Raw genomic sequence first — 13,689 nt, forward strand, 5'->3', positions numbered from 1 at the left:
TGCAGAAGTCTAGGGACGCTTTTTTTCCGGCAGCCGAAAAAAAATAAAGGCAGACAACGCCATCCGAGGATGGCGTTGTCTGCCTTTTTGCGCTGGGCGGCTTATAAAGCCCGCCCAGCCGCAGTCACGGCCGGCCGCTGAGCAAAGCTCCAGCGGCCCTTCAGCCGAGCAGCGCCAGAAACTGCTGCTCGGAGATCAGGCGGATCGGCAGGCCCGCGCCGGCCAGCCGTTCCGCCTTTTGGATTTTGCTGCTGCGGGCTTCACCGCTCTGCAGCTTCACAAAATCCTTCTGACCCACGACTAGGTAGTGGGTCTGCAGCTCCACGGCGTCGGCGCAGCTGCCGCCGCAGTTCACGACCCGCTGCATCGCTTCCAGCCGGGTCAGGGAACCGAGCCTGCCGGTGAACACGACATTTTTCCGATAGAAAATATGGTTTTGATCCACCTCGGCTAAAGGCGTTAACGCCAGTTTTTGCGCGCTGCGCGAACCGCCGGTACGGAAAGCCGCCGTTGTGGCTCCGGTTTGGCTTTTCCGTTTGCTTCCTTTGGCTGTGGTTTTGGCGGAGGTAAAGGTTTCGTAGCTCCCTCCCGGAAACAAAGCGCCCAGCCGGTAGCCGTAATTCTCTGCAAGCCCCGGGCAATCCGGCGCACCGCCGGAGGCCTCAAAACATTTAAGCAGCAGCTGCGCCGCAATCCGCGCATCCTCCAAAGCATCATGGTGCCTGAAGCCGGCAAGCCGGTGGAAGGCGGCCATTTGGTTCAGTTTATAACCGGGCAGGCCCGGCCAGATTTTTCGGGATAATAAATAAGAGCAAAGATAAGTGCAGTCCGGATAATCCTGCCTAATGGCCTCCATGCAGTAGCGGAGCACGCTCATATCAAAAGAAGCGTTGTGGGCAACCAGGGTGCGGCCTTCAATCAGCTCCCGGATCTCCTGCCAGACCTCGGAAAACGTTGGCGCATCCTTGACCATGTCCGGCGTAATGCCGTGAACCGCCACGCAAAACGGATCAAACGTATCGTGCGGGTTCACGAGCGTATATTTTTCCTGGACGATCACGCCGTCCCTGACTTCCACCAGGCCGACGGAGCAGACGCTGGCCCGGTTTCGCATATTGGCAACCTCAAAATCGATGGCGGTATAATTCAACAGCTTCACCCCGTTGGTTCATTTAAACGAATGTAGAAAAAAAGCCCATGTATCCATATTCTACTCTATTTAAGGAGGGACAGCATACAACCAAGGGAATCTTAATAAAAGTAAGTAACAACCAATTGTATAGTCTAGAGAGTTCTGGTACACTACAGAAGCCTAGTATTTTTAATTTAAGATTATTAATTTCATATTAATGAATGAAAAAAGGAGGCAGGACCATGATTACTCTTTATCCCGCTTCGGAGCGGAACGAAGCCGATCTGGGCTGGCTGCGGACGGGCCGGAGTTTTTCTTTCGGTGATTATCAGGATGAGAACAATATGGCTTTTGGGCCGCTGCGCGTGTTTAACGATGATTTTATTGCACCGGCACGCGGTTTTGGCGCCCATCCGCACAGCGACATGGAGATCGTCTCCATCGTATTGACCGGACAGCTGCGCCATGAAGACAGCATGGGCAACGAAGCCGTGACAACCTTTGGCGGCGTGCAGCGCATGTCGGCCGGGAGCGGCGTGATCCATACGGAGCATAACCCTTCTCAGGAAGAAGAGGTGAACCTGCTGCAGATCTGGTTTATGCCGTCTGAACGGGGCAAGCAGCCTTCTTATACGACCAGCCAATTTGATCCTGAAGGGCTCAAGGGCCGGCTGCTGCCGGTCGTAACGCGGGAGGGCAGCGACACGGCCGCGGACATCGGCCAGGATTTGACCATTTATATGAGCAAGCTGCCGGCCGGGGAGTCGGTCGCTTTTCATCAGGAGGCGGGACGCCGTGTTTTTCTGTTTGTGATGGAAGGCCGGCTTTCTGTGCAAAAAGAGCACGAACTGGGCAAACGCGACTCGGCCCGCATCGTTGAGGTCAAGGACCTGGAGCTGACGGCCAAAGAGGATGTTTTCTTTATGCTGATCGACTTGCCTTAAGTTAAAGGAGGGATTGGAATGGCGGAACGTGTATTGGTAAAACATGCGGTCGCAGGCCGGTTGCTGCTGGATACCTCCAGGGAGGCCGGAGTCACTTATGAAGTCAGCCGAAGCGGCGGCGAAGCGGTCGTAGAGCTGCGCGGGGTCGCTCCCGAAATTGGCGCTGCCGTCATGAGCCTGAAAGAGGAGCTTAACTTGTTCCTGTTTGAGGAACCGGAGCAAGGCGATACGATCAAACACTGGTTCTATGTGAACTCGGGCGACAAAGTGCATTATGAGGAGAATGGCGGTGTGCTGCGAATCACGGCTGGCGGCGAAATTGTCTATAATCCAAAGGATTATTGGGATTAACCCGATCTCTATTCCCGAATTTTTATTCTGCATGAAAGAACAAGAAAGCCGGACCTTGGGGTCCGGCTGTTTTATTTTTTATTGAGAGATCGGGTTTAACAGCATTCCGTCTGAACCTATAGTCCCGCAAAGGTGCCGTAAATCAGGAACACATTCAGCACAGACAGGACAACAGCTATAATCCACGAAGTATATTTGACCCATGTCCGGTTGGCGAAGGGCCCCATTAATCTTTTGTCGCTGGTAAAAAGAGCGAGGGGGATAATGGCGAAAGGCAATTGAACGCTCAGGAATACTTGCGTATATAAGAGCAGCTGCTCGACGGCATTTTCCCTTCCTCCAAACAAAATCACACAGATGATTACAGGGATCACGGCAATCAGACGCGTGATGATTCTGCGCAGCCAGGTCGGGATCTTCATCTGGATAAAACCTTCCATGACAATCTGCCCCGATAAGGTTCCCGTAATGGTGGAGTTTTGACCCGAAGCAAGCAACGCAACGGCAAACAGCGTACTGAGCAGAGGACTGGCAATCGCCCCGACGACGGCATTGTCCGAGAGAGCATTATACAGGTCGGTGAAACGGCCCAGATCGCTTGTCGTCCCGAAAAACATCGCTGCTCCCAGAACCAGCAGCAGGCAGTTGATAATAAAGGCAATGCTCAGCTGGATATTGGAGTCTATCGTCGCAAATTTGATGGCTTCCCGTTTGCCCTGCTCATCCCTTTTAAATTGACGGGTCTGGACAATCGAGGAATGCAAATACAAATTATGCGGCATTACGGTAGCGCCGACGATACCCAATGCAATCAACAGCATGCCGTTATTCGTAGCGATTTCAGGGCTTGGAATAAAACCGCTAAGCAGCGGGCCGATGCTTGGGCTGGAGAGCAGCACTTCATACAAGAAGACGATAAAAATGGTGGCGATCAAGGTCGCGACAATCGCTTCGATTTTTCTAAATCCGACCTTGACCAGCAGCAATAACAAGAGGACATCCAGCGTTGTAATCAGGACACCGATCAAAAGCGGAATTTTGAACAACAGCTGGAGCGCTACGGCTCCGCCAATAACCTCGGCAATATCCGTGGCCATAATCGCCAGCTCGGTCAAGATCCATAATGTAAAGGCCACCGGCTTGCTGGTGGCCTGGCGGGTAGCCTGAGCCAGATCCATGCCGGTCACAATTCCCAGTTTGGCCGACATGCTCTGCAGCAGCATGGCAATCAGGTTGGAAATCAGAATGATGCTGAGCAGCGTATAACCGAATTGCGCGCCGCCTTGAATCGACGTAATCCAGTTGCCGGGGTCCATGTAACCTACGGCTACCAATACGCCGGGGCCGCTAAACGCAGCGAGCTTTTTCCAAAATCCTGCTTGCTTCGGAAGACTTACCGTATTGTTGACTTCCTCCAGACTGGCTCCGTTGGCGTGCATGATAAGTCTTTGCTTTTGTTTGACAGTAGGCAGTTCTCCCATGATCAGTCACCTCTTTATCTTTAAAATCTTATTTTTTCATTAGCTCTCAAACGGGCTTCGAATTCTTTAATGCTAATTTTGCCTCAGGGAAACTTTATTGTCAATATATAATTTATTTTGCTTTGATTAAAATATTGTCATCGGACAAACAATGGTTTTAAAGTAAAGTAATCCAAAATGAACGAAAAAAGACCGCCGAGAATTTCTCGGCAGCCTGGCCGGACCCTAAGGTCCGGCATTTTTGTTGGACTGTTTTCAGCCTCTTAGCAGCGACTCTGCGCCATCCACGAATATTTCCGTGCCGGTAACGTGGGAGGATTCTCCCGAGGCCAGAAACAGCACCAGCTGGGCGACCTGTTCGGCGGAACCCGGTCCTTGTTCCAGCGGCTGGCTTCCTTCCGGATATTCCACGGGAATGACGATTTTATTGAGATCGTCCGACGGATAGGTATTATCTCCGATGTTGGTTTCAATCGCGCCCGGACAAATGGCGTTGACGCGGATTTTGTATTGGGCGAGCTCCAGCGCGGCCATCTTCATAAAAGCGACCTGACCGGCCTTTGAGGAGGAATAGGCGGCGAATCCAAAACCGGAGAACACCCGGTTGCCGTTGACGGAGCTGGTGATTACGATGCTTCCGCCGTTGTTTTTCATATGGGGAATCGCATATTTAACCGTGGCGAACGTGCCCCGGAGATTGGTATTGAGCGTCCGGTCCCATTCTTCAACGTCCAGCGTTTCAATCGGGGCTTTGGTGCCGTTGATGCCGGCATTGGCAAACACAATATCGATCTGCTTGTCCTGATCGGCAATTTCACGGAAAGCTTGTTCGACCGATTCCGGTTTGGAAATGTCGCATTCCATGACAATACCCGTGCCGCCGGCCCGTTCAATCTCCTGTTTAGTTTCCTCCGCATGTTCCGGCGTCCGGTCCAGCATGTAAACTTTGGCGCCGTGACGGGCAAAAGTGACGGCCGTGGCTTTGCCGATCCCCGAACCTCCGCCGGTTACCACCGCGATTTGGCCTTGCAGTCTTTGTTCTGGCATGATGCGCTGCCTCCTTGCTGAATTGTTTGGTTTATAGAAAGGGAAGTCGCTATAAAATTACCCTCTTTGAAGGGACGGAACCAGGGAACGGGAGATTGGCCTCCCGCCGCGGGCAGCAGCGAACCATTTACACGGATTTGGACGAGGATAAGCTTGCTTGGTGTTTGGAAAATTAATATCGTGCACGGAAAATGGGCATGAAACTAAAAATCACAGCATTGCTGGCGGAATCTATTTCTTCTACAATATGGTTGTATAAAAACAGGAGGGAGACTGGCGCATGTCTAGCTTTAAATTTCCTAACGATTTTATCTTTGGTTCAGCTACATCTTCTTACCAAATTGAAGGCGCATACAACGAAGGGGGACGCGGACTTTCCATTTGGGATACCTTCGCACGCACCCCAGGCAAGGTGGAGAACGGCGACACGGGCGACCTTGCCTGCGACAGCTACCATCTCTATAAAGAAGACGTTCAGCTTTTAAAAAATATGGGCGCCAAAGCCTATCGGTTTTCGGTGGCTTGGCCGCGGATCATCCCTGACGGCGACGGAGCGGTCAACCAGGAAGGGTTGGATTATTACCATCGCCTGGTAGACGAGCTGCTGGCAAACGGCATCGAGCCGATGTGTACGTTGTACCACTGGGATCTTCCTCAGGCTTTGCAGGATAAAGGCGGCTGGGAATCCCGCGAAACGATTCCGGCTTTCGTGCGTTACGCCGAAACGATGTTTAAATCGTTTGCAGGCAAAATCAGCAACTGGATCACCTTTAATGAACCTTGGTGCGTATCGTTCCTTTCGAACGAAATAGGCGCGCATGCTCCGGGCAAAACCGATTTTCAGGCCGCGCTTGACGTCGCTCACCACCTGCTGGTGGCGCACGGCGAAACCGTCAAGCGTTTCCGGGAGCTCGGCGTGGACGGCGCGATTGGCATTGCGCCGAATACGGAATGGTTTGAGCCGTTCAGCACCAGTCAGGAAGATATTGACGCCTGTGCGCGCCGCAACGCTTATTTTAACGGCTGGTTTTTTGACCCTGTATTTAAAGGGCATTATCCGCAGCTGGCTTTGGACTGGTATAAGGCGAAAGGATATGAGCCTCCGGTTCAGCCCGGAGACCTTGAGACGATTTCCCAGCCGATTGATTTCCTGGGCATCAACTATTATACAGGCGGGGTTGGCCGCAATAACCCGGAGGAAGGGCTGCTGGAGTTTGAAATTGTGGACGCCGCGTTCGACAAAACCGATTTCGACTGGAACATTTACCCGCAGGGCTTTTATTCCGTTTTGACTTGGGTGAAAGCCAATTACGGCGATATTCCGATCTACATTACGGAGAACGGCGCTTATTATGAATCCGAAGAGGAAAACGGGGAGTATCGCGATCCGAAACGGATCGAATACCTGCGCAAACATCTGATTCAGCTGAACCGCGCTTTGGCTTCAGGCGTAAACGTAAAAGGTTATTTCTTATGGTCCCTGATGGACAACTTTGAATGGGCCTTTGGTTACAGCAAACCTTTTGGTCTGGTGCACGTTGATTTCAAAACGTTCAAACGGACGCCAAAAGACAGCTATTATTGGTATAAACAAGTGATCGCCGAAGGCGGGCTTGAATCGTAAATCCGTAATTTTAGGCAAAACCAACAAACCTCCCGCGGCTCTGCGGGAGGTTTGTTGTGTTTCCGGTACGGATTCATCTTGCTTTCATTTTTTTGATTTATTTTCCGGTATAACGCTCCAGAGCCTTATCCAGCCGCTGCAGGGCTTCCTCAACGATGCTGCGGGCGCAAGCGAGATTCATCCGCATAAATCCTTCGCCTTCTGTGCCGAAAGGAGCTCCGTTATTAAGGCCGAGCCGGGCTTCCTGGATCATAAAAGCGTTAAGGTCGTCGGCGGAAAGGCCGAGCTCCCGGAAATCCAGCCAGAGCAGGTAAGTGGCTTCCGGCAGAACCGTTTTGACCAGCGGGCTGCCGTCGGCTTTTTGATAACGGGCGATATGCTTCTGTACGTACTCCATGTTGGAACGGATGTAGGCCAGACATTCATCCAGCCAGGCATCGCCATGGGTATAAGCCGCTTCGGCGGCGGCCAGCCCGAAAATGCCGGCGTGGGCCACTTCGCGGATGTTGAGCGTATGGACGAATTGTTCGCGCAGCTCCGGATTTGCGATGATGATATGGGACGTGTTCAAAGCGGCCAGGTTAAACGTTTTGCTTGGGGCCGTACAAATGATGGAATGCTGCTCTGCCTGCTCGGAGAGAGAAGCGTAAGGCACATGCACGTTCGGCTCGAACGTCAAATCGGCATGGATTTCATCGGAAGCGACCAGCACGTTGTAACGCTCCGCCAGCTCGTGGAGCCGCATCAGCTCATCCCGGGTCCACACCCGGCCCACCGGGTTGTGCGGGCTGCACAAAATCAGCAGCTTCGCTTGGCCGGCCTGTCCGTTCATCAGCGTTTCGAGCTGCTCGAAATCCATTTCGTAGCTTCCGTCTTCCTTATGGAGGAGCGGATTCAGCAGCAGCTTCCGGTCCTGATTATTCACTACCTTGGCAAACGGCGGATATACCGGAGGTTGGATGATGACTTCGTCACCGGGCTCCGTGAAGGTCTCCACGATGTGATAAAGCGCGGGAACAACGCCTGGAGCAAATACGATCGACTCCGGGTCCACCTTCCAATTATGCCTTCTGCCCATCCACCCCGTTACGGCGTCTTTATAGCCGTCGTTCAGATAGCTGTATCCAAAAACCCCGTGATCCGCCTTTTCCTTCAAGGCTTCAATTACGGCTTCAGGAACCCTGAAGTCCATATCCGCTACCCACATAGGCAGCACATCCGCAGTGCCGAAAATCTTGTCCACAAAATCCCATTTGACCGAAGACGTGTTTAACCTGCTGACCGATGAATCGAACAATGACATTTTAGAAACCTCCTTGGATTCAGGCGTTTGATTAATAGAATAAGTCTATACGAAACCCGTGTTTTTATCAAAAATAGTAATCTCTAAATCTGCCAAAATTTACAACAAGCCCTTCTGGAAAGCGTTTGGTAACATAGACTTAATCCGGTAGATTTTACTGAAAAAGAAGGGCGGGGGTTATTTCGATGAATCGTTGGCTGAAAGCCGCGGCTGCAGCCTGTCTCGGGACTGGGATCTGTTCGGCGGCCCTGGGGATTGGCGCTCCGACGGTCAGCCTGGCAGCAAATGCCTCTCAGGTTTTTCAAGATATTGACGGCAGTTTTGCCAAGGCGGCTATTTTGGATTTATATCAGCGGAAAATCATAGAGGGGACAGCACCGGGCACTTTTTCTCCTAAAAAAACATTAACCCGCGCCGAAGGAACAAAGGCGATGCTTGAGCTTTTAAAGCTTGAGCCTGCGGAAGGCGGCATCCCCGCTTTCCAGGATGTGCCGAAAAACGCCTGGTATTACGGTTATGTGCAGGCAGGCGTTTATCTGGGTTTGGCCCAGGGAAAAGGAAGCGGCAAATACATGCCGAATGAAGGGGTAACCCGTCAGGAACTGGCCGTTTGGCTGGTGCGCTTTTTAAAGAAAACGGCCGCTGTCGGGGATTTGTCCAGCCTTTATTCCGATTCCAATCAGATTGCCGACTGGGCGGCATCCTCCGTCTACACGGTTCAAAAGCTGGGGCTGATGGCCGGGGCGGACGGAAGGTTTCGGCCCACGGCAGCCGTAACCCGGGAGGAATTGGCGGCCGTCATGGACCGGATCGTAACAGACGGCAGCTATGAGAACGAAATTTCTTCAGCCGTGCCGCAGCCGATCCAGATCGGCTGGCAGTATGGGCAGACGGATGCCGAATTTAAAGCCAGCGTCGCGGCTTCGGACATTAACGTGCTTTCTCCGCGCTGGTATTTCCTGAATGCGGACGGCTCCTTAAGCGATTCAACGACCTCTACGCTGGCGGGCTGGGCCAAATCCACGGGCCGCAAAGTATGGCCGCTGGTCGGAAACCGCTCCAACGCGGAGTCTACGCATGCGATGCTGGCGAACGCGGCTTCTGCCGACAAGACGGCCGCTTCCCTTGCATCCTATACGACTCAATATAATCTGGACGGATTAAATCTGGATTTTGAAAATGTGCTTCCGGCCGACCGCACGTATTTGACTTCTTTTGTGTCCAAGCTTGCTGCAAAGCTGCACCAGGCCGGCAAAAAGTTGTCCGTGTGCGTATCGCCGGATTTGGGCTCCGACTGGACAGCGGCTTTTGATTACGCGGCGCTGGCAAAAAGCGCAGACTACATTATACTGATGGGATACGACGAGCATTGGGGCAGCGATCCCGAACCGGGACCGGTGGCTTCGCTTGCCTGGGTACAGTCCGGCCTGGACAAGCTGCTTAAGCAGACTGCGCCGGGGAAAATCATTTTGGCCATGCCGCTCTATAACCGGGATTGGGCCGTCAATTCGAGCGGCAGGACCGTTTCGGCGGAAGATGTAACCCTAAGCGAGCAAATTGCGAGAATCTCGCGGTACGGCATGTACCCTTCGTGGAAATCGGCTATCGGCCAGTACACGGGGGCTTATCAGCTAAACGGAGTCCGGCATCAGTTCTGGTTCGAAGACAGCCGTTCCCTTACGCTTAAATATCAGATGGCGCAAAGCCGGAAGATTGCCGGTTTCGCTTATTGGTCGATAGGCGGCGAACATACGGGGCTGTGGCAGGCCCTGGACAACGCGACACGGTTTAACAGCTATCGTTTTTAATTTTTTATAACGATAAAAAGGGCATCAGGTCATATAGACCCGGTGCCCTTTTTGCTTAATCTTTTTCATTGGAGCGATAGTTACCGGCCCTTCCGTCAAGTCTCGTACAAAATGCTGCCGGTCATCGACAAGTCGTACCCGGAGAGCGACCGCAGCTCGCTTTGGAAAGCTTCGGAACGTAAAATTTGCAGCACGGCCTCTACCCAGCCCTCATTTTCCTTCTTCTTAAGAAGCACCAGATCATAACGTTCTCCTATAAGCGGGATGAAGTCCACGTTCCCTACGGTCATGGCGGCTTTTTCGATTCCAACGCCGACATCGGCTTCGCCGGAAGCCACTTTTCCGGCCACGCCCAAATGATTGGTCTCTTCCCGTTCGTAGCCCTGTATCTCTTCCGTCCGGATTCCGTGCAGCCGGAGCTGCTCGTCGAGAAGCACCCGGGCGCCTGAGCCTTTATCGCGGTTGACGAACCGCAGTCCGGAGCGTTTTAAATCCTCCCAGCCAAGCAGTCCTAGCGGATTGCCTTGCTGCACATATAACCCGGCTTTCCTTTTTAACAGGTTCACCACGACATAAGAAGAGCCGATGAGAAACCTCCGTACATAAGGAATGTTGTATTCCCCGGTATCCCCGTCGAGCAGGTGGGTGCTGACAATATCGGATTCCCCGCGGTACATGGAAATCAGACTGTCCAGGCTGCCTACGAAAGAACGCAGCGGACGTACGCCGGGAATGCCCCGTTCCATATATTTGGCCAAAATATCAAGGCTGATGTCCTGCCCTGTTATCACGAGCGAACGGCTGCCTGCCCCCGGCAGGGTGGCGGAAGCGGCAAACGGAGGCGCAGAGCCCGGAGCAGACGCGGGAGAGCGGTCCACTGCGGAGGGAGCGGAAATTTTAACGCCTTTCGACCGGTTTTTGTAGGCTTCCAGGTCCGCAGCGTCCACGCGCATTTGTTTGCCGACGCGGTAGGAGGGGAGCTCCCCTTTTTTGATCAAATCGTATACGGTTAATTTCGAGATTTTGAGCAGCTTCGCAATCTCTTCGGTAGTGTAAGAAACATCGCTGGACATGGCTGTCCTCCTTCATTTAAAGCTTGGCCTCTTCCGGTGAACGTTCAGTTAAGTCTATTTATTTTAACATAAACAAAGATTGTGCAGAAAATAACATTTACAAAAGCTATTCTTAATATTTATAATCAAACCATACAAAACATAACTAAATATACATAAACATAACTGTTAGGGGGAGAAGTAATGAAGAAAATGCGATTGAGTATGATTTTGTTATTGGCTGCGATGGTGGCGGCCATACTTTCCGGATGCGGAAGCAGCAAGGGGAATGACAACTCGGCTTCTGCTGGAACGGCTTCCAACGTGACGGCTTCGGCCGATGAAAGCGCCAGCCCGCCGGCATCCGCCGACGCCGCCTCCGAAGAGCCGAAGGAGACCGTAGAACTGACCGTTTCGGCGGCTGCCAGTCTGACGGACGCGCTGAAGGAAATTCAGCAGGCCTTTGAAGCCCAGAATCCGACGATCAAGCTGAATTTCAATTTCGGAGCTTCGGGGACGCTGCAGCAGCAGATCGAACAGGGAGCGCCTGCGGATTTGTTTTTGTCCGCATCCGCCAAAAATATGCAGGCTCTTGTGGATAAACAACTGATTGACAGCGCGCAGGAAGTCAACCTGCTGAATAACGATCTTGTTGTAGTCACACCTGCCGACCAGACAAGTGCCGTGAAGTCCTTGGAAGATTTGAAGAAAGCGGAAGTTAAAAAAGTGGCGATCGGCATTCCGGAAAGCGTTCCGGCAGGCAGTTATGCCGAGGAAGCTCTTCAGACAGCCGGCCTGTGGGACAGCCTGCAACCCAAAACCGTACAGGGCAAAGACGTCAGACAGGTGCTGCAATATGTAGAGACGGGAAATGCCGATGCCGGTTTTGTTTATAAAACCGACGCCCTGACCTCGGATAAGGTCAAAGTGGCTTTCAGCGTGGATCCGTCCACCTACAAAGCGATCCAGTATCCGATCGGGATTGTTAAAGCCACCAAACACGGCGAAGAAGCCAATGCTTTTTATCAATACCTGCAAAGCCAAGAAGCGCTGGATGTATTTGTGAAATATGGCTTCACGGTTCCGCAGAAATAAATAGGGATGAACATCACTTGGGATCAATTTTGGCCCCCGGTTCGGCTGTCGCTGCTGGTGGCGCTGCTCTCCAGCCTCATGGCGCTGATCCTGGGGGTAGTGGCGGCACGGTGGATGTCGAGGGCAAAATTCAAAGGCAAGGTGCTGGTGGAAACCTTGTTTATGCTGCCGCTGGTGCTGCCGCCGACCGTCGTCGGCTTCCTGCTGCTGGTTGCACTGGGACGCAGAAGCTGGCTCGGGCGGTTGATCGAATGGATTTTTGCTTCGCCGATCATTTTCACCTGGTGGGCAGCGGTGGTTGCCTCCGTTGTGGTTGCTTTCCCGCTGATCTTCCAGACGATGAAGACCGGCTTTAACTCCATTGACCGCAGCCTGGAAGACGCCGCGCGTTCTATCGGAGCAAACGAATGGCAGCTGTTCCGGTACGTTTCGCTGCCGCTGGTGCTCCAGTCGCTGTTAAGCGCTTATATTCTCGGCTTTGCCCGGGCTTTGGGCGAGTTCGGCGCCACGCTGATGATTGCCGGGAACATCCCGGGCAAAACCCAGACCGTTCCGACGGCTATTTATGTCGCGGTAGATTCCGGAAACATGCCGATGGCCTGGACCTGGACGGGGGCGGTCGTGTTGATTTCCTTTCTGCTCCTGCTGTTTACGGGCAGACGGGTTAAAGTTGAATAAAAGGAAGACCCCCGCTGCCGTGCGACGGCTGGCGAGGGTCTTCTTTTTCTGCAGACGCCTCAGGCCGGCGAAGACGCGGCGGAATAAGGCGTCCGAGGACGGTTCGGTGCCGGTCTCGTTAGGATGTGGCCGTATCCAGCGGCTTCAGCCGGGCTTCAATTTGAGCCCGCTTCGGCTCGAGGAAAGGAGGCAGGGCCAGGGATTCGCCCAGATGCTCAAACGCCTCATCCGTATCAAAGCCCGGGCCGTCCGTGGCCAGTTCGAACAAAATGCCGTTCGGCTCGCGGAAGTAAAGGGAGTGGAAATAGAACCGGTCCACATAACCGGAATTCGGGAAGCGGACCTTCCGCACGGCTTCGATCCACTGCTTCAGCTCGTCGTCGTTGTCCACCCGGAAAGCCACATGGTGAACCCCGCCGCGGCCAAGGCGCTCCTTTGCCAAATCGTGGCGTTCCTCAAGGTGGATTTCGGTTCCGCTGCCGCCTTCTCCGGTCTCAAACACCAGAATATCCGGCTGATCGGGGGCTTCCTCATTCGGGAAACTTCCCTTGCGACGGTAGCTCAGCAGCTCGGTAAGCACGGCCGCGGTAGGCGCGGCTTCCTTCACGGTCAGCTTGACCGGTCCCAGGCCGGTAATACTGAATTCAGCGGGCACCGGACTGTGTTCCCACGGCGTTCCCGCCGCGACGCCGGCGTCGTGCTCGTCGGAGACGAGGATAAGCCGCTGGCCTTCAAAATCGCGGAACGCCAGCGTAAGCCGGCCCGCCCGCGGACGGATGTCCTCATGGACCACGCCGTATTCCTCCAGGCGTTTCTTCCAGTATTCGAGGGCGGCATCATTGGGCACGCGTAGGGACAAAGCAGAAATGCTATCGTTGCCGTCGCGGTTTTGACCGGCCATCGGCATTTCGAAGAACGTCAGCTCCGTGCCCGGATTTCCTTTTTCATCCCCGTAAAACAGGTGGTACATGGAAACATCGTCCTGGTTGACCGTTTTTTTGATCAGCCGCAGGCCCAGTGTTTTAGTATAAAAATTATAATTGGCCGGAGCTTTGGCGGTCATGGCTGAAACGTGGTGTATGCCTTTTAATTCCATCTTCCATTCCTCCGATTCTTGTTCCAGGATAAACCTGTTGTTGCCTTCAATGTAAACTATTTTCTATAAAAAATCAAG

General features: G+C 53.2%; 12 protein-coding genes. 6 read left to right on the forward strand and 6 right to left on the reverse strand.

What is annotated here, in order from left to right:
- Nucleotides 1-160 precede the first annotated feature (160 nt).
- The gene (locus AC3ZPD_RS09455; protein WP_490984040.1) at nucleotides 161-1,150 is read right to left on the reverse strand and encodes an exonuclease domain-containing protein; all 990 of its coding nucleotides are present in this window, start codon (nucleotides 1,148-1,150) and stop codon (nucleotides 161-163) included.
- Between the two features lie 224 nt (nucleotides 1,151-1,374).
- On the opposite strand from AC3ZPD_RS09455, the gene AC3ZPD_RS09460 reads away from it, so the two are divergent.
- Nucleotides 1,375-2,076, forward strand: a complete 702-nt coding sequence (locus AC3ZPD_RS09460) for a pirin family protein (protein WP_490984041.1) — start codon at nucleotides 1,375-1,377, stop codon at nucleotides 2,074-2,076.
- A gap of 18 nt (nucleotides 2,077-2,094) precedes the next feature.
- Nucleotides 2,095-2,427 (forward strand): hypothetical protein, encoded by a 333-nt coding sequence (locus AC3ZPD_RS09465; protein ID WP_490984042.1) that lies wholly within the window; start codon nucleotides 2,095-2,097, stop codon nucleotides 2,425-2,427.
- 116 nt (nucleotides 2,428-2,543) lie between these two features.
- Here AC3ZPD_RS09465 and AC3ZPD_RS09470 read toward each other — a convergent pair whose 3' ends face one another.
- Nucleotides 2,544-3,908, reverse strand: coding sequence for an Nramp family divalent metal transporter (locus AC3ZPD_RS09470; RefSeq protein ID WP_490984043.1), 1,365 nt, complete (start codon nucleotides 3,906-3,908; stop codon nucleotides 2,544-2,546).
- 255 nt (nucleotides 3,909-4,163) lie between these two features.
- Nucleotides 4,164-4,955 carry an SDR family oxidoreductase gene (locus AC3ZPD_RS09475; protein WP_490984044.1) on the reverse strand — a complete coding sequence of 264 codons (792 nt, stop codon included), beginning with the start codon at nucleotides 4,953-4,955 and terminating at the stop codon, nucleotides 4,164-4,166.
- Between the two features lie 280 nt (nucleotides 4,956-5,235).
- On the opposite strand from AC3ZPD_RS09475, the gene AC3ZPD_RS09480 reads away from it, so the two are divergent.
- Nucleotides 5,236-6,579, forward strand: a complete 1,344-nt coding sequence (locus AC3ZPD_RS09480; RefSeq protein WP_490984045.1) for a GH1 family beta-glucosidase — start codon at nucleotides 5,236-5,238, stop codon at nucleotides 6,577-6,579.
- A 97-nt stretch (nucleotides 6,580-6,676) separates the two neighbouring features.
- Here the strand turns inward: AC3ZPD_RS09480 and AC3ZPD_RS09485 are convergent, their stop codons facing one another.
- The gene (locus AC3ZPD_RS09485) at nucleotides 6,677-7,882 is read right to left on the reverse strand and encodes a MalY/PatB family protein (protein WP_490984046.1); all 1,206 of its coding nucleotides are present in this window, start codon (nucleotides 7,880-7,882) and stop codon (nucleotides 6,677-6,679) included.
- 185 nt (nucleotides 7,883-8,067) lie between these two features.
- Between AC3ZPD_RS09485 and AC3ZPD_RS09490 the strand changes: the two genes are divergently transcribed.
- Nucleotides 8,068-9,690, forward strand: a complete 1,623-nt coding sequence (locus AC3ZPD_RS09490) for an S-layer homology domain-containing protein (RefSeq protein ID WP_490984047.1) — start codon at nucleotides 8,068-8,070, stop codon at nucleotides 9,688-9,690.
- Between the two features lie 95 nt (nucleotides 9,691-9,785).
- Here the strand turns inward: AC3ZPD_RS09490 and AC3ZPD_RS09495 are convergent, their stop codons facing one another.
- Nucleotides 9,786-10,763 (reverse strand): substrate-binding domain-containing protein, encoded by a 978-nt coding sequence (locus AC3ZPD_RS09495; RefSeq protein ID WP_490984048.1) that lies wholly within the window; start codon nucleotides 10,761-10,763, stop codon nucleotides 9,786-9,788.
- Between the two features lie 183 nt (nucleotides 10,764-10,946).
- Between AC3ZPD_RS09495 and modA the strand changes: the two genes are divergently transcribed.
- Together modA and modB are read left to right on the forward strand one after the other, a co-directional pair.
- Nucleotides 10,947-11,837, forward strand: a complete 891-nt coding sequence (gene modA / locus AC3ZPD_RS09500; RefSeq protein WP_490984049.1) for a molybdate ABC transporter substrate-binding protein — start codon at nucleotides 10,947-10,949, stop codon at nucleotides 11,835-11,837.
- A gap of 6 nt (nucleotides 11,838-11,843) precedes the next feature.
- Entirely contained in the window at nucleotides 11,844-12,515 is a 672-nt protein-coding gene (modB, locus tag AC3ZPD_RS09505; RefSeq protein ID WP_490984050.1) for a molybdate ABC transporter permease subunit, read from the forward strand.
- Between the two features lie 118 nt (nucleotides 12,516-12,633).
- On the opposite strand, the gene AC3ZPD_RS09510 is transcribed toward modB, so the two are convergent.
- Complete coding sequence (locus AC3ZPD_RS09510) at nucleotides 12,634-13,611, reverse strand: ring-cleaving dioxygenase (RefSeq protein WP_490984051.1); 978 nt, start codon at nucleotides 13,609-13,611, stop codon at nucleotides 12,634-12,636.
- Nucleotides 13,612-13,689: the final 78 nt, after the last annotated feature.

Source organism: Paenibacillus mobilis (assembly GCF_058267595.1).